At 54.9% G+C, this 21129-nt stretch carries 17 protein-coding genes; 10 read left to right on the forward strand and 7 right to left on the reverse strand.

Annotation, left to right across the window (positions count from 1 at the left end):
- Positions 1 to 159: 159 nt before the first annotated feature.
- From JUJ53_RS13685 to JUJ53_RS13695, 3 genes are all read right to left on the reverse strand, one after another.
- On the reverse strand, positions 160 to 867 hold the full coding sequence (locus JUJ53_RS13685) for a hypothetical protein (protein ID WP_204152587.1): 708 nt from the start codon (positions 865 to 867) through the stop codon (positions 160 to 162).
- Complete coding sequence (gene coaD, locus JUJ53_RS13690) at positions 759 to 1328, reverse strand: pantetheine-phosphate adenylyltransferase (protein ID WP_204152588.1); 570 nt, start codon at positions 1326 to 1328, stop codon at positions 759 to 761. Before coaD ends, JUJ53_RS13685 begins: the two co-directional genes overlap by 109 nt.
- A gap of 196 nt (positions 1329 to 1524) precedes the next feature.
- Positions 1525 to 3111 (reverse strand): rhomboid family intramembrane serine protease, encoded by a 1587-nt coding sequence (locus JUJ53_RS13695; protein WP_204152589.1) that lies wholly within the window; start codon positions 3109 to 3111, stop codon positions 1525 to 1527.
- Between the two features lie 562 nt (positions 3112 to 3673).
- Between JUJ53_RS13695 and JUJ53_RS13700 the strand changes: the two genes are divergently transcribed.
- A complete protein-coding gene (locus JUJ53_RS13700; RefSeq protein WP_204152590.1) occupies positions 3674 to 5650 on the forward strand; it encodes an adenylate/guanylate cyclase domain-containing protein in 1977 nt (658 codons plus the stop codon).
- A 129-nt stretch (positions 5651 to 5779) separates the two neighbouring features.
- Here the strand turns inward: JUJ53_RS13700 and JUJ53_RS13705 are convergent, their stop codons facing one another.
- On the reverse strand, positions 5780 to 6511 hold the full coding sequence (locus tag JUJ53_RS13705; protein ID WP_343327953.1) for a WecB/TagA/CpsF family glycosyltransferase: 732 nt from the start codon (positions 6509 to 6511) through the stop codon (positions 5780 to 5782).
- Positions 6512 to 6588: 77 nt separating this feature from the next.
- Entirely contained in the window at positions 6589 to 7731 is a 1143-nt protein-coding gene (locus JUJ53_RS13710) for a hemolysin family protein (protein ID WP_204152614.1), read from the reverse strand.
- Positions 7732 to 8028: 297 nt separating this feature from the next.
- Between JUJ53_RS13710 and JUJ53_RS13715 the strand changes: the two genes are divergently transcribed.
- The 7 genes from JUJ53_RS13715 (at position 8029) to JUJ53_RS13745 (ending at position 16658) form a co-directional block, all read left to right on the forward strand.
- The gene (locus tag JUJ53_RS13715; protein ID WP_204152592.1) at positions 8029 to 8559 is read left to right on the forward strand and encodes a GIY-YIG nuclease family protein; all 531 of its coding nucleotides are present in this window, start codon (positions 8029 to 8031) and stop codon (positions 8557 to 8559) included.
- Between the two features lie 371 nt (positions 8560 to 8930).
- Positions 8931 to 10709: a serine/threonine-protein kinase gene (locus JUJ53_RS13720; RefSeq protein ID WP_204152615.1), complete on the forward strand. Its 1779-nt coding sequence runs from the start codon at positions 8931 to 8933 to the stop codon at positions 10707 to 10709.
- A 33-nt stretch (positions 10710 to 10742) separates the two neighbouring features.
- On the forward strand, positions 10743 to 12473 hold the full coding sequence (locus JUJ53_RS13725; protein ID WP_204152593.1) for an ABC transporter ATP-binding protein: 1731 nt from the start codon (positions 10743 to 10745) through the stop codon (positions 12471 to 12473).
- Between the two features lie 283 nt (positions 12474 to 12756).
- A complete protein-coding gene (locus tag JUJ53_RS13730; RefSeq protein WP_239125043.1) occupies positions 12757 to 13662 on the forward strand; it encodes a circadian clock protein KaiA in 906 nt (301 codons plus the stop codon).
- A 152-nt stretch (positions 13663 to 13814) separates the two neighbouring features.
- On the forward strand, positions 13815 to 14129 hold the full coding sequence (gene kaiB / locus JUJ53_RS13735; RefSeq protein ID WP_204152594.1) for a circadian clock protein KaiB: 315 nt from the start codon (positions 13815 to 13817) through the stop codon (positions 14127 to 14129).
- A 290-nt stretch (positions 14130 to 14419) separates the two neighbouring features.
- Positions 14420 to 15985 (forward strand): circadian clock protein KaiC, encoded by a 1566-nt coding sequence (gene kaiC, locus JUJ53_RS13740; RefSeq protein WP_204152618.1) that lies wholly within the window; start codon positions 14420 to 14422, stop codon positions 15983 to 15985.
- A 25-nt stretch (positions 15986 to 16010) separates the two neighbouring features.
- On the forward strand, positions 16011 to 16658 hold the full coding sequence (locus JUJ53_RS13745; protein ID WP_204152595.1) for a class I SAM-dependent methyltransferase: 648 nt from the start codon (positions 16011 to 16013) through the stop codon (positions 16656 to 16658).
- 230 nt (positions 16659 to 16888) lie between these two features.
- Here JUJ53_RS13745 and JUJ53_RS13750 read toward each other — a convergent pair whose 3' ends face one another.
- Positions 16889 to 18412 carry a DUF3370 domain-containing protein gene (locus tag JUJ53_RS13750; protein ID WP_204152596.1) on the reverse strand — a complete coding sequence of 508 codons (1524 nt, stop codon included), beginning with the start codon at positions 18410 to 18412 and terminating at the stop codon, positions 16889 to 16891.
- 356 nt (positions 18413 to 18768) lie between these two features.
- Between JUJ53_RS13750 and JUJ53_RS25120 the strand changes: the two genes are divergently transcribed.
- Together JUJ53_RS25120 and JUJ53_RS13755 are read left to right on the forward strand one after the other, a co-directional pair.
- The gene (locus tag JUJ53_RS25120) at positions 18769 to 18894 is read left to right on the forward strand and encodes a hypothetical protein (RefSeq protein WP_275415769.1); all 126 of its coding nucleotides are present in this window, start codon (positions 18769 to 18771) and stop codon (positions 18892 to 18894) included.
- 6 nt (positions 18895 to 18900) lie between these two features.
- The gene (locus JUJ53_RS13755; RefSeq protein ID WP_204152598.1) at positions 18901 to 19623 is read left to right on the forward strand and encodes a 16S rRNA (uracil(1498)-N(3))-methyltransferase; all 723 of its coding nucleotides are present in this window, start codon (positions 18901 to 18903) and stop codon (positions 19621 to 19623) included.
- Between the two features lie 26 nt (positions 19624 to 19649).
- Here JUJ53_RS13755 and JUJ53_RS13760 read toward each other — a convergent pair whose 3' ends face one another.
- A complete protein-coding gene (locus tag JUJ53_RS13760; protein WP_343327954.1) occupies positions 19650 to 21035 on the reverse strand; it encodes a TIGR04283 family arsenosugar biosynthesis glycosyltransferase in 1386 nt (461 codons plus the stop codon).
- Positions 21036 to 21129 lie beyond the last annotated feature (94 nt).

The following is a 21129-nucleotide window of genomic DNA, read 5'->3' on the forward strand; positions in this document are numbered from 1 at the left end:
GTCAAAGCTAGTTTCCTGTAGACAACCTGTGCGAAACACATCAAAGCAAGGGCGCTGACCTCCTCGGAGCAGCGTCCTTTTTTTCGCTAGGAGATCTTCTGGTGCTGAGACACCGTGCGTAGCGATGATCTAGAGCTGTTGAGCGCTGCCAAGCACCCTCTAACGGTGCGATCGCCCTTCCCCTGCACTATGGGGTGGATGGCCAGAGGGTGGATCAAGCTGGAGCTGCTGCCGTCCATTGCGAATGACGCGGATCATGTCGGCCATTTGTTGCTCCATATCCCGCAAGACGCGATCGGCATAGTCATCGGCTCCGCGCTGAATCTCCTCACATTCAGCGATCGCCATCACGCGCATCTCTTCCACTTCCTGTTGAATTTGGCGACGCAACTGCTCCACTTCCTGCATGGTTTGTTCATGGATGACGTCGCATTCCTGCTGAATCTGCTGGCGAATTTGCCGAGCTTCCATTTCAGCTTGGCGAATCAAGCCCATTTCATCGAGAATCTCCGCTGCCCGTCGCTCCGCCGCCTCGACGATGTCTTGGGCGTAGTTCTCTGCCTCTAGGAGAATCTCTTCCTTGTTACGAATGATATCTTTTGCGTCTTGAAATGCGGACGGCAAGTGGATGCGCAGTAAATCTAACTGATCGAGAAGCTGCTCTTCATCCACCAGCGTCCAGCGGCTCAGGGGCAGCCGTGGACTATCAAGCAGCATGTCTTCTAGCTTGTTGAGCTCTTGCTGAATATCCACATTTCCTATCCGTGCGGGGGGGGCGACGGGGCCGCCTCCATTGAGGGCGTGTCCGCCTGCTGGGTTGGAGGCATGGCGATCCGTGCTGACGAATTCGGAGTCTTGTCGTAACATCTGCGAATATCCAGAGCAACAGTTTGAGGGACAAGATGATCAATCGGCCCCTCGAAGCGAGCAATTTCTTTCACAAGGCTACTGCTTAAGAAACTATACTCATTCGAGGTTGCGAGAAAAACCGTCTCAATCTCATCAGAGAGGGTTTTGTTGGTATGAGCCATCTGCAGTTCTTTTTCAAAATCCGAAAGAACCCGTAGGCCTCGAAGCAGCACCCCAGCACTTCGCATTCTGGCATATGTGACCGTTAATCCATCAAAACTATCTACTTCGACATTATTGAGATGTCGGGTAGCACGACGGATTTGCTCTAATCGCATCTGAACACTGAATAGCGGGGTTTTGCTTGGGTTTTTTAAGACCACCACAATCACGCGCTCGAAAAGCTGACATCCGCGCTCGATAATGTCGAGGTGCCCGAGGGTGATGGGGTCAAAGCTGCCTGGGTAAATTGCAATCACGATTCAGTGGATCCCTGATGAATCAGAGCAGTTAGGGTGATTATATCGGACAGGGCCACTCTCCGCTCAGGCTTATTTTGCTTCGAAGACAAAAAAATAGATCATCAGGCAGCGATCGCCCCCCTCATGCCCACGACAGGCAAGACGATCCATCAAGGCATTTTAATCCCGTTTCGAGGGTTCCCCAGATTGCCTTCTAGGGCACATAGGGCGTTGGAGGAGCCTGCACCTGGGGCGATCGCCCTAAGATGAGCCCCAGGCAAAAGCCCAGCACCAAGCCCGAAAAATGTCCTATCACGCTAATACCCGGCGTACTGAGATCAAAGGCAACCTGTAGGCCAATCACCGCTAGAACCAAGCGCAGGCGCTTGCCGGCCAAGCGAGACTTTTCATAATGCCAGCCGTAGAGCAGCATGGCAGCGATCATGCCAATCAGGCCCATGATCGCCCCCGATGCCCCTACGGCAATTTGAGGTGGCGTATCGTTTAACCAAGCCACCAGAGTGACACAGCCCATGGAGCCAGCTCCCGTCAGCACATAGGCTATGCCATAACGCCAGAGGCCCAGCCGAGCTTCTACAAACGCGCCAAGAATCATCAGCCCCAGCATATTCATCGCTAGATGCATCCAGCCATAGTGGAGAAACATGGCGCTCAGCAGCCGCCACCAAGCTCCTGCCATCACATCTTGAGGCACCAGGGCTCCTAGGCGATAGAGCACACTTAGGTTCTGGCTACCCCCCGCCCAGATTTCTAGGCCAAAGGCCAGCAGATTCAGGGCAATCAACATAGCGGTCATGGGACTAGCCCGATGGGCAGGGGTGAGGCGCAGACCATAATCATGCTCATGCTGTAGATCAAGCATCATCTGCTGCAGCAGCGCGGAATTGGCGGCAGCGACCGGCAACCCAATGGCAGGCGGATGGGCCAAGCGCCAGCAAACGGCATGGGCCAAGGCCGGAGACGGGGAGGCGATCGCTTTGAGGGTGTCTTGGGCGATCGCATCATGGCCAGCAGCAAACTGAGCCGTGGCCCGCCAAAAGGCTTGCCCGTTGGCTGAATCCTGCACCAGCCCGCGTTGAAAAAGAGCCTGCACAGCCTCAACCTGTCCTGTAAACGCCAAAACCAAGAGCCGGGCGTGGTTAATCTGAGATGGACTACCATAGCGCTCTAAGCAGGGCTGCAGCCGCTCAAACTCATTCACCAAGGTGAGCACATCCTGGGTTTCACCTTGGGATCGCAAGCTGTAGAGCATGAGCCAAGGACTTTGATGCAGAGCTGCCGTCGGAATTTGGGACAGCCACTGGCGTAACCGCTGCCAGCGGCTATGACTGCTATAGAGCAAGGCAGGGGCGATGGAGGCCAGGGCATGGCGCGAGGCAGAATGCTGGCGAATGAGCGTTGCCGCTTCTTCCTCCTGTCCCCGCTGAGCTAGGGTCAGGGCATGGAGAACGGAGGCCACATCAGGCCAGCCGTCTGCTGGATGAAGCCAGCCTAAAAGATGGGCTAAGGGACGAGCCGTCTGAAACCGCTCTTGGGCCACCCAGGTCATCACCTGTTTCATGCCCACAAGGGGAATGGCAACCCATATCAACCATAAACCGCCAGCCACCCAGCCCACCCAGGCTGGAGCCAGCCTATACGTCGCCACAATGGCCAACAGAATGCCCACACATACCGCGATCCAACCGCGATCGCGCCCTTGGGAAAGCCACACCGAGCGCAGGAGCAAGGAAAGGAGGGAAAGACAAACTGTCCAGGTTACGATATGGGTTGGAGTCATAGCTCAAAAACATCAACGATCCGTGCTTACTGCCAACGATGCCCCTTACAGTTAAGACAGCAAGCCCCTAACAGCTATGCCTACGTAAATAATTTCGCGAGATATCCTGAGCGAATCTGTACGGTTCGTAGAATCTCGTAGAATGATGGCGATCGCATTTCCTAATTGTGACCCATTGTCTCTACCATCATCGAACCAGGATTCTCGCGATCGCCCCCCTCTAGTCTATTGCACGGTCATTCTGAATAGTCTTCGATAGTCTTCCAAGGATTGACCTACGACTACCTGTACGATGACTATCCGTACTACGACTATCCATAATAGAGGGAACCACCACAACCAGGTATCTTTCCATCCTGGCAGGCAGGTCTGGTTGATCGTCCTGGGTAGTACTCATTGATGTTGACCCTCAATTGTCGGTGCAGCGTTCATGCGATCTGCTTTTTTTCCTACTGATCTTGTCGTGCCGCACATACCCTGCCATGCCGGACAACCCTATACTGATGGTCTGCAGGAAGGTGACTCAAGTCATAGTTCCTTTGCGCGAGATGGTAACCGCCCTATGACTGACAAGCCTGACATCCTCATTGTGGATGACCAACCGGATAACCTACGGTTACTCTCCAATATTCTAAGCCAGCAGGGTTACAAGGTTCGGAAGGCTCTGAACGGAGCTTTGGCGATCGCAGCGGTTGAGGCAGCCCTACCGGATGTCATCTTGCTGGACATCACCATGCCAGATATGTCGGGGTATGAGGTGTGTCAACACCTCAAAGCATCTGTGAGCACACAATCTATCCCGATCATTTTTCTCAGCGCTCTAGATGACGCTACAGATAAGGTGAAAGCCTTCCAGGTCGGTGGGGCAGACTATATCACCAAACCCTTTCAAACTGAAGAGGTGGTGGCTCGCCTAGCGCTCCAGATAACGCTCCAGCAGCAGCGACTGCGACTGCAAGACGAAATTAACCACCATCAACAAACCGTAGAAATCCTGCGCCAGTCGCGGGCCATGCTGTCTAGCGTGCTGAATAGCTCCATTGATGGCGTCGCGGCCTTTCAGGCCGTGCGAGACGATCAGGGCGATATCATTGATTTTCAGTGGGTGGTGGCCAACCCAGTTGCCGCGTCTTGGGTCGGTAAATCCCGAGACGCCTTGATTGGACAATCAGCCCTGGACGAACTTCCCAACGTCAATACCCATGAGCTCTTCGACTGGTTTGTAGAAGTTGTGGAAACCGGGCGATCGCTCGATCGAGAATTTTGCCACCATCGCCAAGGGCACCCGGCTTGGTTCCAGCTTGTGGCTACGAAACTCGGTGACGGCTTTTCCCTCACCTTCCGTGACATCACCCCGATCAAAACCATGGTGGCCCAGCTAGAGTCCACCAACCATGAGCTGGAGCTCCGTAATCAACAGCTTCAAGAGCGCATTGATGTTTGCGATATCATTCTGTCTGAACGGCTGGAGGCCGAGTCGGCCCTGCGCCAGGTAGAAGAACGATACCGCAGCATTTTTGAACATTCCATTGAAGGGATTTATCAACTAGCACCCAATCGCCACTATCTAGGCGTCAATCCTGCCTTCGCCCAGATTTTGGGCTACGACTCGCCGGAAGACTTTATGGAGTCGGTCATCTCGCCCGAACAGCTTTACGTTCAACCCAAGCGCCAGGCTGAACTATCTGCCTATATGCAGCGCTACGACTCGGTGCCAGATTTCGAGTCCCAGGTTTATCGCCGCGATCGCTCCGTGATTTGGGTATCCGAAAATATCTGGGCCGTGCGCGATACGGAAGGGGTGCTGCGCTACTACGAAGGCATGATTACCAACGTGACCGATCGCAAAGAGGCTGAGCGAGAACTGCGGGTGCAGCGGCTGCGGAGTGAACGCTTGCTGCTGAATATTTTGCCTCAGCGCATTGCCGAACGATTGAAGCGTAGCCCCCGCACGATCGCCGATAGTTTTACAGATGTAACTGTTTTATTTGCCGACCTAGTTAATTTCACGCAGTTGGCCAGCCGCATTTCCCCGCAAGAGTTGGTGGATTTGCTCAACCAAATTTTTTCGACCTTCGACAGTCTTGTGGAAAAATACGGACTGGAAAAGGTGAAAACCGTGGGGGATGAGTATATGGCAGTTTCCGGTATGCCCAGTCCCCGCCCCGACCATGCCGGAGCGATCGCTGAATTGGCCCTCGATATGCAGGAGGCCATCCGTCAGTTTAAGACCCCGGATGGCGATCCCTTCCAACTGCGGATTGGCATGAACACTGGCCCTGTGGTGGCAGGGGTGATCGGCACCAAGAAATTTAGCTATGACCTATGGGGCGATACCGTCAACGTGGCGTCTCGCATGGAGTCTCGGGGCGAACCGGGTCGCATCCAAGTCACGCCCAAAACCTACGAGTTCATCAAGCATCAATATGTCTTTGAAAGTCGGGGGGAAATTTTTATCAAGGGTATTGGTCAAATGCCCACCTATTGGCTGATCGGACGGCGATCGCCCGATATGCTGGAGCAGCTTCTAGAAAAATAGATGTCTGGATGGGTTTGGCTTTCTCCCTTCGGGAGACATTTCACGGTGGCGTAGTGTCCTCAGGACAAACGGCTTCGCTCAGCCAGCCTAGTTTTGGGCGTGATCCTGGGCGGGTGTAGCCTCCCAAGTCTAGCCATGCCACAGGGCTCGCCAGGCAAATTTTGGTAAGGCCAACATGCGCCGCCAGCGCCAAGGTTCTTGATAGAGCCGATAAGTCCATTCCAGGTGATTGTCGCGCAGCCACTGGGGAGCACGGGTTTTCGTTCCCGCCCAGATGTCAAAACTACCGCCCACGCCGATCCAGATGGACTGGGGGCAGAGATGGCGATGCTCATGGATCCAAAATTCCTGCCGAGGCACGCCCAGTCCTACCAAAATAATCGCCGGTTGCTTCGCTGCCAGGGTTGCACACAAGTCCTGATATTCATCAGCACTCAGGTAGCCATGCTGCACTCCAGCGATCGCCAAGGAGGGCAGTTGGCTTTGCCATTGATCGGCGGCCTGTTGCGCCACCCCCGGTGAACCACCGTAAAAGAATAGAGAGGCGGCCTTACCTTCTCCCTCAACAGCGGGCGATCGCCGAATGAGGGATTCAGCTAATTCAATACCAGGACAGCGCTGCACTCGCTTGCCCCGCAGCCGTAGGTAGAGCACCACGCCAGCTCCATCAGGAATCACCAGTTCTGCCTGCTGAATCACGTTAGCGAGATCAGGATTGGTATCAGCCTGCATCGACATCTCAGCATTGAGGGTGACCACATGTACCCCTTGCTGCTGCTGGATTTGAGCTATCAGCCAATCGGTGTAATTATCAAGCAAATGGAGCGGCAGATCAAAAATCGTAAAAGGTTGCGGGATCACAGGGTCAGACACATCCAGCATAGGGAGGATTGATTCATTACCACCCTAAACTTAGGGCGCAGTGGACGAGATTGCAACTAGCGCTGACGGGGAGATCGAGAGAATTTTCGCAGCACGGAGGGACGGCCGCTCTCGGGCTGGCGGCGGCGATCAAGAATCACTCGGGTGGGGTAATCGCTTTCGTCGTAGATTTCGCCCACCAGTTCCTCCAAAATATCTTCGAGGGTAATCAGCCCCACGGTGCCGCCATATTCATCCACCACGATCGCTAAGTGAAGGCGCTGCTGCAGCATTTCCTTGAGCAAATCGGCCACCCGCTTGAGTTCTGGCACATAGACCGGCGGTTCGGTGGCTAGCATCACTGGGCCATCCTGTTGCTGCTGTTGCTTGAGGGACTGCAGCTCTTGCAGAGCGCGCTTCAGGTGAACGATGCCGACAATCTGATCCTTGGATTCTTCCTGAACTGGAATTCGCGAAAATCCGGTTTCCAAGCACAGGTTCACCAAGTCTTGCAGGCTAGCCTCATGGGAGATGGTGCGCATATCAATGCGGGGCTTCACCACATCATGGGCCTTGAGGCGATCGAGCATCAGGGCCTTATTCAGCAGTTGGTGTTTATCCAAATCCAACTGCCCTTTGCCGCCCAGCACCTCGATCATCAACTGCAGATCGCGCACCGATTCTCCCGACTGCACCGCTGTGCCCTGGACGAGGCGAATCATATATTGAGCGATCGCTTCTAGAAAATAGGTGATCCCAAACAAGCTCAGCAGTTTAGACAGCAGATAAATGGGGCGAACAGCCGCCTTAAAGTAGGGCAAAACGTTGTTGATGGCCAAGGACTTGGGCGTAATTTCACCAAAGACGAGGAGAAGCAACGTGGCGACTGCCGTGGCCACGCCCACCGAGGCACTGCCCAACCAGATGGCAAACAGGTTGCTGGTGAGAATCGCCGTAAAGTTATTGACCAGGTTATTGCCCACCAGCAAGGTGGTGATAAACCGGGCTCGATTTTCCAACACCAAGGTGAACATGCCGTTGCGATCGCCCTGATCCTTAATCAGAGCCCGCAGCTTCAGATTATCCAGCGCGGTGATCGCCGTCTCTGACCCTGAGAAAAAACCCGATAGCACCAGCATAATGACCAACACCAAGATATCGAGCCACACCTCTCCTAATAGCGGGGTGACAGCTAGCAGCACGGGAGTATGGGAAACCATGGAAGGGGCGATCGCCTCAATGGACACTAGTGAATAGTATGGAGTGGACAACATCAACCAATTTCGAGATTCACAGCATAGCCTAACGCAGGGTTAGGCGTCGCTACACTAGCCCTGAAGATCCCGTCCTTGGGAGCATCGGGCTAGAAGTCTTTTCATCTTGACCAATCGAGCCAAGAAATTGCAGGTTGTGTACACATCTTAAGGTTCAAGGTGCCGGGGGAAGACTTCGGAGACAATGACCAAGGTGGCGATCGCCTCTGAGTGTAGCCCCGTGATGTACGTAGGTTGGTACCCATGTCCGAGACTCAACCGATTCGCCTTGCGGATCTTGACTTTATCCCATACCTCACCGATGCCGGAGAGTTGTCCTATACTCTTGCGGATCAAATTGGCGTCTATGCCATTTTTGACGCCGATCGCACCCTACAGTTTGTCGGCTACTCCCGCAATGTAGCCCTAAGCCTGGTGCAGCATATAGTGCGCCAGCCCCAGCAGTGCTACTGGGTGAAGGTGCAGTGTATCGATCGCCCAAGTCGCTCCATTCTGGAAGACATTCGCCAGGCCTGGCTGGCTGAAGTTCCCAACAGCCCCGCCCATACCGCCAGCGATCGCTGGACTCAGCCCATTGATGCGGCAGCCCAGATGACGCCGGAGGAGCAGCAGGCTCTGGCTAAAGGTGATGGGGGCGATCGCCCTCGGTTGCTCAAACAAGTGGCCAGACGGGTCGAGCAAGAGGTTCTGGCCCAACTGGCTGAGCGTGGAGTCACTGCCTCCCTGCGGTTTAATCCGAAATTGAAGGAAGAGGGACTGTTAGATCTCAAATAGATCTCATAGATCTCAAACAGATCTCAAGGCGATCGCTGAGATTGCTAAATCCCGACGAAGCGATCGGTAGATCACGATAGATTTCACCTAGATCTCAACGTAGGAGATCGCTATGTAGTGGATCGCTATCGTGAATTGCCCCCAACTTAGTGCCGAATGAACGTCCTAGAACGTATGTCCTAGCGTGATCCCACTGCACCAACCCACCTCAACCTACTAAAACGCGACCATCTCATGATCGTGAAGGGGGTAGGCAGTGCTAGGCTTTGAGCAGGATTGAAGGGTGGACATTTGCCATCGGTTGACCAGTCCCGCAGTCCGTGGGCGATCGCCCTGTTTTGCTGAAACCCTTGAGCCACACCGGAAGTCCTATGTCGTCAACGCTGCTGAGTAATCGCTACCAAGTCCTAGAAACCCTCGGAGCTGGAGGGTTTGGCACCACGCTGCTCGCCGAAGATATCCAGATGCCGTCTCGGCGGAAATGTGTCATTAAGCAACTGAAGCCGATTGAGAACAACCCAGACATTTATCGGCTGGTGCAAGAACGTTTCCATCGAGAGGCGGCCATTCTGGAAAGCTTGGGCAATGTCAACGGGCAAATTCCCCAGCTCTATGCCTATTTCAATGAAGATGACCGGTTTTACCTGATCCAAGAATGGATCGAAGGGATGACCTTAAGCCAAAAGGTGAAACTGCAGGGACGACTGCCGGAAGCCCAAGTTCGCAGCATTCTCATGAGTCTCCTGTCGGTGTTGGACTATGTCCACAGTCGCCAAATTATTCACCGCGATATTAAACCCGACAACATTATTTTGCGATCGCAGGATCAAAAACCGGTGCTGATCGACTTTGGGGCCGTGCGCGAAACCATGGGCACGGTGGTCAACTCGGAAGGCGAGGCCACCAGTTCTATCGTCATCGGTACGCCAGGCTTCATGCCCTCCGAGCAGGCAGCGGGGCGCGCTATCTACTCCAGCGATCTCTACAGCCTGGGGTTGACCATGATCTACCTGCTCACGGGCAAGCCACCCCAGGATCTCGATCTTGATCCCCGCACGGGAGATGTGGTGTGGCAGCATGATGCGCCGGGCGTGAGTCAGACACTCATTGATAGCCTCAATCGATCGATTCAATATAACCCACGCGATCGCTATGCCACAGCAGCCGAGATGCTAGACGCCTTGGAAGGTAGCAGCAGCGACCCGGCCACCGCCGTCCAAGCTGGCGAGATCCGCGATCGCCTCCCCGGAACATCTGCATCAGAGGTGCCGCCCACGGTCATCCCTTCGTCGAGGCCATCGCCCCCCGCCAGAGATCTGGTCTCGGAAGCGCCAGAGGCGATCGATAGCATGGCCGTGGGCAAGGATAAACCCCTGCCGCCGGAGGTGCCTGGCTGGAACTGGGGCGCGTTTCTCCTCCCCGGCATCTGGTGTTTCAACAACCAGGTGTGGTGGGGGCTGCTGGCTTGGACATCCTGGTTTACCGTAGGGCTCAGTTGGCTAGTTGTTGGCGGTTTGTTGGGAGCCAAGGGCAACGAATGGGCCTGGAAGAGCCGAGGCTGGAAAAGTGTTGAAGCGTTTAAGGCCAACCAACGGGCTTGGGCCATTGGCGGCATCGCTACATGGAGCGGCATGGTGGGCTTGATCATCCTCCTGGCAGTCATTGGGTCCCAACTGCCCGATACAGACAGCGCGGTGACGGACGAAGCAACGCCGGTTGAGCCCACCCTCCCCGATCCACCCGTCCCGCCCACAGAGCCAACACCGCCGCCCAGCGTCACCGAAGCAGCAGGATTAACCAACCTGCAAGTCTGTGCGATACCCGAACCAGAAACTGTCTGTGATGGCGATCGCTCCCAGATTCCGACCAAGACGCCATCTATTTTGATCAGCGCCGATTTAGACGTGCCCATAGACACCCAAATCATCATCACATGGCGATATCTGGGCGGCGAGGCCGGCGAGGCCACCGACATCGATACTATTTCCGTGGTGAAAGACGACGAGGCGATTGACTACGTCTGGACACGCCTACCGGCTCCTGAAAGCGGCACCTGGCCCACCGGTGACTATCAAGTCAACTTTGAGATCCTACTCCCAGACAGCAGCAATGACAGCGAAACGATCCAAAAGGGCTTTTCTATCCAGTAAGCTGAATCACGATACTGATTTGTGGATGCCGGATTGAAACCTCCTTCCAACTACCGAAAACTCCTGCCCTACCTGCGCCCCCACGGCAGCACGATCGCCCAAGCCCTAGCCTGTACCTTGGCGTTTACGGTGTTTTGGCCGCTGTTGGCCTGGCTGGCGGGGGAAATTGCCAATCTCATTGGGCAGGGTGAGGTAGGGGCGATCGCTCACCTAGCAGCCGTGAGTGCGATCGTGTTTTTGGTGCGGGGCTTGGTGCAGTTTGGGCAAGATGCTCTGATGGCCAAAGCGGCACTGGCGATCGCCTTTGATCTGCGCAAAAAGATCTTCACCCATCTCCAAAGCCTCAGCCTCAGCTACTTTGAGACCTCCCAAACCGGCGACCTCAGCTATCGGCTGACGGAGGATATCGATCGCATTGGGGAAGTGATCAACAAAGTTTTTCACCAGTTCATTCCCTGCATCTTGCAACTGGTGGTGGTGCTGGGCTACATGGTGTATCTCAACTGGCAGCTCACCCTGGCTAGCTTTATCATCGCTCCCCTGATGGCCGTCCTGATCGGCGGCTTTGGGCAACAGTTGCTGATCGTTTCCCGCCGCAGCCAAAGCCGCGTATCCGATCTCTCCGCCCTGCTCACCGAGGTCTTTTCAGGCATTCGGCTGATTCAGGCCTTTTCCGCCGAAGACTACGAAATCCATCGCTTCGCCCAAGAAGCCGAGCGCAACCGCCGGGCCAAGTTTTCCGCCGAGCGCCTCAAGGCGATTCAGTTTCCCGTGGTGGGATTTCTCGAAGCCATGAGCGTCCTACTGCTGTTTTTGCTGGGCGGCTGGCAAATTTCCACCAACAATCTCACCGGAGCCGAGTTTGTTAGCTATATTGCCGCCGTAGCGCTGTTGATCGACCCGATTTCAATCACCACCAGCAACTACAACGAGTTCAAGCAAGGGGAAGCCTCCGTCGATCGCATCTTTGAACTGTTCGCCATCCAGCCCCAGGTGGTGGAACTGCCCACTGCCAAGGTGTTGCCCGTGGTCAACGGCAGGGTCGAGTATCGTCACATTACCTTTGGCTACAAGCCCGACCAGCCCATCCTGCAAGACCTGAGCCTAGAGGTGAAACCTGGGGAAGCGATCGCCCTTGTGGGAGCCTCAGGAGCCGGCAAAACCACGTTGATGAACCTGCTGCCCCGGTTCTACGATCCCCAATCGGGTCAAATCTTGATTGATGGCATCGATATCCAAAGCGTCACCCTGCGCAGTCTACGCCGCCAAATTGGCATCGTCCCCCAAGAAACCGTCCTCTTTTCCGGCACCATCGCCCAAAATATCGCCTTCGGACAAACCCAAGTGTCCCTAGAGGCCGTGGAAGCCGCCGCCCAGATCGCCAACGCCGATCAATTCATCCGCCAGTTTCCCGATGGCTATCAAACCTGGGTGGGTGAACGGGGCATTAATCTCTCCGGTGGTCAGCGGCAGCGGATTGCCATTGCCCGCGCTGTCCTGCTTGATCCGCGCATTCTCATCCTCGATGAAGCCACCTCCGCCCTCGATTCTGAATCAGAAGCGCTGGTGCAAGAAGCGCTGGAGCGCCTGATGCAGGGCCGCACCGTGTTTATCATTGCCCACCGCCTAGCCACCGTACGCCGCGCCGATCGCATCTTGGTGATTGAACAGGGTCAGGTGGTGGAATCGGGCAGCCATACGGCTCTGCTCGAACAGGGCGATCGCTATGCCCGCTTTTATGCCCAGCAGTTCAGCCCCTCCTAGCCACCCCAGCCGACGAGAATCCCAGCGCAGCCCATAATGTTGCATGACTTGCTAGATAGGTTACAAATCGCTCAAGATGAACTTGCTACCATGCATCCAAGCAATTGTAGTTAGTCATGACATCCCCGGTACGCTTGTCGCCGGGATTTTTTTTGCGGCGCAGGGGTTTACAAAACTTAAGAATATTAAGCATCGTGTAGTTGGCACATGAATCTAAAAAAAACTTAAACTGTTGACTGACGGTTTACCCTCGTCCCTGTTGCGCTCTTCGGTTAGAGACGTCTTGCACTCAAAGCTCTCGATTTGCACCCTCCTCAAGACCGGCACCTTGGCAGAAGCCCTGCTGCAATCTCTTAGAGGAACCCCCCACAGCCTGACTCAGTTTGAGGCAGACGATCAGTTCGTGGATTTTCTCGACCAGCAACGCTACGGCATTGACTGCTTGATCCTTGAAGATCATCCTGAGCTTAAGCAGTTGCTGATCATGCTGCAAAAGCGCTCCATCCTCCTGCCCATCATCATCCTAGAAGTGGGGAGCTATGAGACCAATCCAGAAGCAGCGGTGGCTAGAGCTGTAGCATCGTTAGAGGGCAAGCCATCCCGCGAATACCCCTACCACCAGGCAGCTCTGCGCATCACCTTGACGCAGCTAGGGCAGCTAGAGCATTTTATCGATCAAGCCATCGGTAAATTCCTAAAGCTGTCTCCAGGGCAGCAGGGACAGGGAGACAATGGGACAGATGATGATTATCTGATTGCAGACCATCCGATGGTGCTGATGCCCCAACAGCGGCGGTTAGCAGAAAAGTTAAAGGAGCGTCTGGGATACTTGGGGGTGTACTATAAGCGAAATCCAAAGAACTTTCTGCGTAATCTTCCGCCACCGCAGCGAAAAGATTTCTTACGTCAGCTTAAGGACGATTATCGAAAGATCATTCTGGTGTATTTTTCACCAGAGATGAAGGATCTCAACGAGAAAATTGATAACTTCGTGAACATGGCTTTCTTTGCTGATGTTTCGGTATCCCAGATTGTCGAAATTCACATGAAGTTGATGGATGATTTTGCCAAGCATCTTAAATTAGAGGGTCGTAGTGAAGAAATCCTGCTAGATTATCGATTGACTTTGATTGATGCGATCGCCCATCTGTGTGAAATGTATCGTCGCTCCATTCCACGAGATTCCTGAATTCCTCCATGAATTCCTCCATCAGTCGTGCTTGGCTTCTGATAGCTGATTCAATGATGTCCAACGTCTAGCCTCAACACAGGGTCATGCTTGCAGCTAGCCACAAGCATGGCAGCCTCGTTGAGTTCCTTCCATGAATCCCCTAAGGTTCCATGAATCCCCTAAGAAAGACCTACGTTCTTAAACTCTATGTTGCAGGCAACACGCCCAACTCCATTCGGGCGTTGAGAACCCTCAATAATATCCTGGAAAAGGAGTTTCAGGGTGTTTATGCCCTCAAGGTTATTGATGTCCTTAAAAACCCTCAGTTAGCGGAAGAGGACAAGATTCTGGCGACCCCAACCTTGGCTAAAATTTTGCCCCCGCCGGTTCGAAAAATCATTGGCGATTTATCGGATCGAGAAAAAGTTTTAATTGGTTTGGATTTGTTGTATGAAGAACTACGGGACGACGAAGCAAATTACTGATGCTATTCTGCTCTACGGCGCGTTCAACTAGTCCAACAGCCTCAGTCCTACAATGGCCTGGCCGTTGGGCTCGATCAACGCACGCCTTAGAGTGGATCCTTCCGTACACCAGGGGCTATCCACCAAGCATCATGAAACGGGGACATTAGGGGCCTATCCTAGAGCGATCTTAGACAGGGCGATCGCGTCCCCCATCGACGGCTGGATATGCTTTTCTACCTAGCTTCCCGGCATACCCATGCCCTGACTCAAAAACCAATTTTTTATATTTTCATAACACTATGGCAGATATGGCAGACAATCCAGTCCCACCTAAAAGCAGCTCCAGAAAGCTAGCCAGTGTTCAAAAAATCCATACCATGATCGAAGGGTTTGATGACATCAGTCATGATGGTCTCCCCGTCGGTCGTACAACTCTGGTCAGTGGTACATCCGGTACCGGAAAAACGCTGTTTGCCGTTCAGTTTTTGTACAACGGCATGATCTATTTCGATGAACCTGGAGTCTTTGTCACCTTCGAAGAATCGCCAGCCGACATCATTAAAAATGCCGCTAGTTTTGGTTGGGATCTACAGCACTTTGTGGATGAAGGAAAGCTGTTTATTTTAGACGCATCTCCCGATCCAGAAGGGCAGGATATTGTCGGTAATTTTGACCTCTCCGCCCTGATTGAACGCATCCAGTACGCCATCCGTAAATATAAAGCCAAGCGGGTGTCGATTGACTCCATGACAGCGGTTTTCCAACAATATGACGCCGCCTCCGTGGTTCGTCGGGAAATTTTCCGCCTCGTAGCCAGGCTGAAGCAGGTGGGAGCCACCACCATCATGACCACAGAGCGGATTGAGGAATATGGCCCGATCGCTCGCTTTGGGGTAGAAGAGTTTGTGTCCGACAACGTGGTGATTTTGCGCAACGCCCTCGAAGGCGAACGCCGTCGCCGCACGGCAGAAATTCTCAAGCTGCGGGGCACCACCCACATGAAGGGAGAATATCCGTTCACCATTACCAATCAAGGCATCAGCATTTTCCCCTTGGGAGCCATGCGCTTAACGCAGCGATCGTCCAATGTCCGCGTATCGTCGGGCGTGAAGACCCTAGACGAAATGTGCGGCGGCGGCTTCTTCAAAGACTCGATTATTTTGGCCACCGGCGCAACGGGAACCGGCAAAACCCTGTTGGTCAGTAAATTTTTGCAGGACGGCTGCAACCAAAATGAACGGGCTCTCCTGTTTGCCTACGAAGAATCGCGGGCCCAGCTTTCCCGCAATGCCTCCTCTTGGGGCACAGACTTTGAGGAACTAGAGCGCAAAGGGCTGCTGAAGATTCTCTGCGCCTATCCCGAATCTACGGGGCTAGAAGATCACCTACAGATCATCAAGTCTGAAATTGCCGAATTTAAGCCCTCTCGGATAGCCATCGACTCCCTTTCTGCCCTAGCGCGCGGGGTTAGCAATAATGCGTTTCGGCAGTTTGTGATCGGCGTTACGGGCTTTGCCAAGCAAGAAGAAATTACCGGCTTCTTCACCAATACCACCGACCAGTTTATGGGCTCCAATTCCATCACTGACTCCCATATTTCCACCATTACAGACACCATCTTGATGCTGCAATACGTGGAAATTCGCGGTGAAATGGCCCGAGCCATTAACGTCTTCAAGATGCGTGGATCTTGGCACGATAAGGGCATTCGAGAATATACCATCACCGATCAAGGGCCGGAAATTAAAGACTCGTTCCGCAACTTTGAGCGGATTATCAGCGGGTCGCCTAGCCGGATTTCGGTGGACGAAAAGAGCGAACTATCGCGGATTGTCCAAGGCTTCCAGCCCGATCTCTCCGATGACGACTTGTAAGCCCAATCGGCTGAGGAACGCTTAAATGGCGACTATTCTACGGGATTGGAGCTATCGCTATCCGTGGTTTTATGACGCGATCGCTCGTTTAGCGGCGCTCACAGTGGGGGGCGAAGCCAGGTTCCGCCAGCTCGCCCTAGAGGGGCTAGAGATCACAGAAGCAACTCATATCCTTGATCTGTGCTGTGGCTGCGGACAGACCACTCGGTTTCTGGTGGAGCGATCGCCCCATGTGGTGGGGCTAGATGCCTCACCGCGCTCGATTCAACAAGCCCAAGTCAACGTACCCAACGCCACCTTTGTGGAAGCTTGGGCCGAGGCCATGCCCTTTGCTGAGCACCAGTTTGACCTTGTGCAGACCAGCGTGGCCCTGCACGAGATGCAGCTTGACTCGTTGCAGCAGATTATCGCCGAAGTCTATCGAGTCCTCAAGCCCGGCGGGGTGTTTACCCTTGTGGACTTCCATCGCCCCCACAATCCCCTACTTTGGCCGGGCTTGGCAGCTTTTTTGTGGGTGTTTGAAACAGAAACCGCCTGGCAGTTGCTGCGCCTCGATCTGCCAGAGATGCTGAAGCAGCAAGGGTTTGAAGTGGATGCCACCACACTTGGGCAACAGCTCTATGCTGGCGGGAGCCTGCAGGTGGTGCGGGGCCGCAAGCCTGATGCAGGCTGATCCCATAGATGACCCCCTAGAGACTTGATCACCCAAGGAGGAGCGATCGCTTGGTTGACTGGTGGCTACAGACCCTCACCCCCAACCCCTCTCCCAGGTCGGTAGAGGGGCTTTGAAAGTATCCCTACATTGATTCACCCCTTTGTGAGCAAAGGATCTGGGGGATGAGGAAAAATTTGAGCCCATCAGAGCGATCGCTGAGGGAATAGCGATCGCTCCCAGAGCAACCATCACTCCAGGGTGTGAATCGTCAACACTTGGGGTGGCGTAGCATCGGGAGGATAGAGAAATTCCAGGTTCACAGCGCGGCGATCGCCCGGTGGCATCCGCAGTTGGATCAAGGGTTCTCCAGCTTGCCCCCGTCGATGCACAAGGTGGAGGTAGCGGGTTTGCAGCAGCCCAAAATCGTCAATGTAGGTTAAGCGAACCGTACCCCGGAAGAAGATTTGCTCATCAGGGGGCTGCCGAAACCGTAGATAGCCATTGGCCTGTTCATCTTGCAGCGGCGTTTGCAGTGCTAGCGCAACCGTTTGAGTCTCAGACGTGGGGTTATATAGGGGCAGGCTGAGGTCATACTTAACGCCATAGTTCCCATGGGAGCGATAGGCGGTGTCAGAATAGCGATCGAGCATTGCGCCACTTTGAATTTGCCCCGTCCCAAAGGTGTTGTGATCAACGGTGTTGATCACATAGGATAGGCGCTGACCCGTGCCGGGAATTGTCAGCGTATTGCCACCCACATCATCGGACAAGTCTGCCTTCCATTCCGAGCCCTGAGCAATACCAGACACCCGTCCATAGAAAAATCGGCTAAAGTTTTGGGTCTCAGGAGGTGTCGGAGCCAGATCTCGCGGCCCAGCTAGCCCCCGCTGGGTTAACAGCAACTGCCATTCCGCCAAGGTTGGCACTCGCTCATTGCCATCCGCCGTCAAGGGTGCATACATGGCCAGGCTAGCCACATAGACATCGCCATCAGTTCTGGCATGGATTTGCAGCGATCGCCCATTGGTGGGCAAAGGACGGCTCACGGCCGGCACCGGCGGCGATGCCGAGGCCTGGGTTGATGCTGACCGAGTAGAGTTGCTTGCTGCTGTTTCAATCTGGCGAGGGGGTAATAACACCTGCCCCGGAGGCAAGGTGCCATTGGTGGCCACCGACAGTCGCCGCAGGGGAATCGGTAGGTTGGCCAATAGGTAGGTCTGCCCCGCTGGAATACGCACACTCGGCTGCCAGTGGTCTTGACGGCTGCCCCGCAGCATATCATTGGCAGTGCGGCTACCGGGGCCCGAAAAGGTGCGCCCTAGGGGATTCGCCACATAGGACGGCAAGTCATAAAACGGTGCATCTTGGCTCAGATAGCTAACCGCCTGCAGTAGATCGAGGGTAACCGCTTGGGACTCTGGATTATGCACCAAAATGCCCAGAAACAAGGTGCGATTATCATCAGGGGTGAGCCCACGAGCAATGTGGTGGGCAAAAATATCGAAGCGTCCACTGAGGGGATAGTTGAGGTGAGCCGTGGCCACCTGCATGTTGTCAGGGGGGAAGGTAGACAGCAAAATACCCTCGGTTTGCACCAGTTCAGGGCTATTGCTGTTAAACACGGGTGTACTATCTAGCTGCCCTGGCAGAGGACGAATCTCTTGTTGGGGCTGGAGAATCTCTTGGGCTGCCGGACGGGCGGCTGATACTTCAGCTACAAGCGCTGGGGAGGTGAGTTGTGCGGCGACTAAAAATGGTAAAACTGTCAGCATAGGCAACGTCATCAAACATCAGCGCAAAGCGCACGTATAGGAACCAAACCCTTCACTATTGGCCAGGTCATTAACCCTAGCAAACGACTGATAACCAAGGGTCAATCGCGGCGGGCAAATCGATCGGGGACATGAATGATAGAGCGGACTTGAGCAAAGCAATGAGCCACACAAGACTCAGAAAGACGTTCCACTGGCTTGGAGCAGTCTCTGATCTTATACAGTTGCTCCTGATCCCTGGGTTGCAGATGGTTGGGTTTCACCAAAGATATGCCGTTTTTCACAATACCATTAACCTGTGTAACAGAAATGTTTCTAGGTTCAGAAATCTTCTCAGCCACATATTGGAAAAACCTATGGCAAGCACAACCGCGATCGCTGCCTCTTGGCTCAGTGTTCCCTGGAATCAGGCAATGATTGCTGAACTCTCTGTTGTTCTTAGCGTCAGCGCCATCATCCGGATGGTTCCATTTTGGGAGTAGGGTCGGGTGGCACAGCTTCAACGGGTGGCGATCGCCCCCAATCAACAATTCGACGATCACATTCAGCTCACCGATGCCCAAGGCCACTACCTGCAGCGTGTTCTGCGGCTCCAGGTGGGCGATCGCTTCATTGCCATGGACGGCAGCCAGTGGTGGCTAGCAGAAATCCAGGATGGCTTTCGGGCCAACATGCTAGAGATTCTGCCCGCTGCCGCAGACGTTAGCGCCACCATCACTTTGATCATGGCCATGCCCAAGCAAGGGATGGACGACATTGTGCGCCAAGCCACGGAATTAGGCGTCTCCACGATTGTGCCGGTACAGAGCGATCGCACCCTGCTCAAACCCAGCGCCCAAAAGCTCGATCGCTGGCAGCGGATTGTCCAAGAAGCAGCGGAGCAGTCGGAGCGGCAGCACATTCCCATGGTCATGGATCCCCAAGGGGCGATCGCGGCTCTAGGGGCAACCACAGCCAGCCATCGCTATATCTGCACCGCACGGGGCGATCGCCCTTCTTTACTATCGGTGGCTCAGCGGGATTGCAAGAACCTACAGGATGTGGCGATCGCCGTGGGCCCCGAAGGCGGCTGGAGCGAGGCAGAAGTACAGGAAGCGATCGCCTGCGGCTACCAACCGGTGTCCCTAGGGCGGCATATTTTGCGGGCAATCACCGCTCCCCTGGTGGCCCTCTCGATTCTCACAGCGGTGCTAGAGGACGAGAGTTTATAGAGTCCAAAACGTTTAGCCCAGCACCGCTAGTTCGATTGAGATCGGCCACGACCTCGATACCAGCGGGCCAGGCGATCGGGGGAGATACCGGCCATGTACCCCAGCACAATCACCTGGTTCAACACCGTCGTGCGCACCACGCCTAGCCGTTGCCAGCGCCGCCCGGAGGTGAGGACAGATTGGGGAGCGATCGCGATTCGACCCAGCAATCGCAGCCGGCGCACCAGAGCCACATCTTCCAGCAGCGGCAGATCGGGAAAACCGCCCACCTGTTGGAAGGTCTCGGCGCGCAGGAACAGTCCCTGATCACCATAGGGCAAGCCCCGCCGCGATCGCCAACGCACCCCCCGCTCCACCCAGCGCAGGGCCGCTCCCGGTGCATCGATCGCCAAGGTAAAGGCTCCCGCAGCAATGGTAGGATCGCTGAGCATGTGGCGGATTTCGGCGTCAAACTGCGGCGGCAAGTGGGTATCGGCGTGGAGAAAGAGCAGCACATCTCCCGTAGCCAGACGGGCTCCTTGATTCATTTGCCGCGCCCGACCGGGGTCAGACTGCAGAGCAATGGCCCCCTGCTGGCGAGCGATCGCTAGGGTGTCATCCTGACTGCCGCCATCCACCACAATCACCTCCACCACGTCCCCCGACTGCACCGCTTGCAGGACAGATGGCAACGTTGCCGCCTCATTTAAGGCCGGGATAATCACCGATAGCGTCTTTGTCTTAGCAGGCTCCGAGCGATCGCGCACCGCATACCAAGTGGGCAAATCCTCGGGATAGTCAATATCACTCAGGGGTGCGAGGGTGGCCACCCGCAGGTTCTGCCCCTGGGCAATGGCCAACGTTTGCTGCAAAACCTTGTCGGTACTCCAGGCAATCTCCTGAAAGACCTCCGGGCAAGGACGCCGTAAACCCAAGAGGTAGTAGCCACCATCGGTTGCCGGGCCCAGCACCAGATCGTGATCCGCCAAGGCCTGCATAGCCTGCTCCAACTGCTGGGCCGTCAACTGAGGACAGTCAATGCCCATGGCCACCACCTGATCGGCTCCCGCAGCAAACGAATCGGCAAAAGCCCGCTGCAGGCGATCGCCCAAATCCCCCTCGCCCTGGGAGGTATACCGCCAGCTCGCTCCCAGCCACGCTTCCATCTGAGAGCGATCGCCCCCGCTAAAGCGCACATCAACGGTTCTGTGGAGTAAGGGAACACCATAACGAGTTTGCCAGCGAGCCACCTGCCGTAGGGTATGCTCGGTCATCTGCCGCTGCAGATCGGCCGCCGCCTCAGCCCCCAGAGCCGTTATCAGGCGGGTCTTCGTCGTACCGGGCACGGGGTAGCGCGTGAAGACAATCAGGTGCTGAGACAGGTGCAGATCGGGTAATTGATGGGGTAATTGCGAATGGGGAGGCAAACTCACGCAGATACTCCTCAAACATCAGGGAAGGCATCAGGGGCATACCGAAGTTTTGACGCAGGACTAACGCCGTCACGGTGTCTCGATCCAGCGCCTG

The organism is Leptolyngbya sp. CCY15150 (assembly GCF_016888135.1).
In the GTDB taxonomy this organism is placed as follows: domain Bacteria; phylum Cyanobacteriota; class Cyanobacteriia; order RECH01; family RECH01; genus RECH01.

Excerpts from the sequence above, each read along its gene's own strand:
- JUJ53_RS13720 (WP_204152615.1), top strand. The coding sequence starts at position 8,931 with ATGTCGTCAACGCTGCTGAGTAATCGCTACCAAGTCCTAGAAACCCTC.
- JUJ53_RS13695 (WP_204152589.1), bottom strand. The coding sequence starts at position 3,111 with ATGACTCCAACCCATATCGTAACCTGGACAGTTTGTCTTTCCCTCCTT.
- JUJ53_RS13745 (WP_204152595.1), top strand. The coding sequence starts at position 16,011 with ATGGCGACTATTCTACGGGATTGGAGCTATCGCTATCCGTGGTTTTAT.
- kaiB (WP_204152594.1), top strand. The coding sequence starts at position 13,815 with ATGAATCCCCTAAGAAAGACCTACGTTCTTAAACTCTATGTTGCAGGC.
- JUJ53_RS13700 (WP_204152590.1), top strand. The coding sequence starts at position 3,674 with ATGACTGACAAGCCTGACATCCTCATTGTGGATGACCAACCGGATAAC.
- JUJ53_RS13685 (WP_204152587.1), bottom strand. The coding sequence starts at position 867 with ATGTTACGACAAGACTCCGAATTCGTCAGCACGGATCGCCATGCCTCC.
- JUJ53_RS13715 (WP_204152592.1), top strand. The coding sequence starts at position 8,029 with ATGTCCGAGACTCAACCGATTCGCCTTGCGGATCTTGACTTTATCCCA.
- kaiC (WP_204152618.1), top strand. The coding sequence starts at position 14,420 with ATGGCAGACAATCCAGTCCCACCTAAAAGCAGCTCCAGAAAGCTAGCC.
- JUJ53_RS13750 (WP_204152596.1), bottom strand. The coding sequence starts at position 18,412 with ATGCTGACAGTTTTACCATTTTTAGTCGCCGCACAACTCACCTCCCCA.
- JUJ53_RS25120 (WP_275415769.1), top strand. The coding sequence starts at position 18,769 with ATGGCAAGCACAACCGCGATCGCTGCCTCTTGGCTCAGTGTTCCCTGG.
- JUJ53_RS13710 (WP_204152614.1), bottom strand. The coding sequence starts at position 7,731 with ATGGTTTCCCATACTCCCGTGCTGCTAGCTGTCACCCCGCTATTAGGA.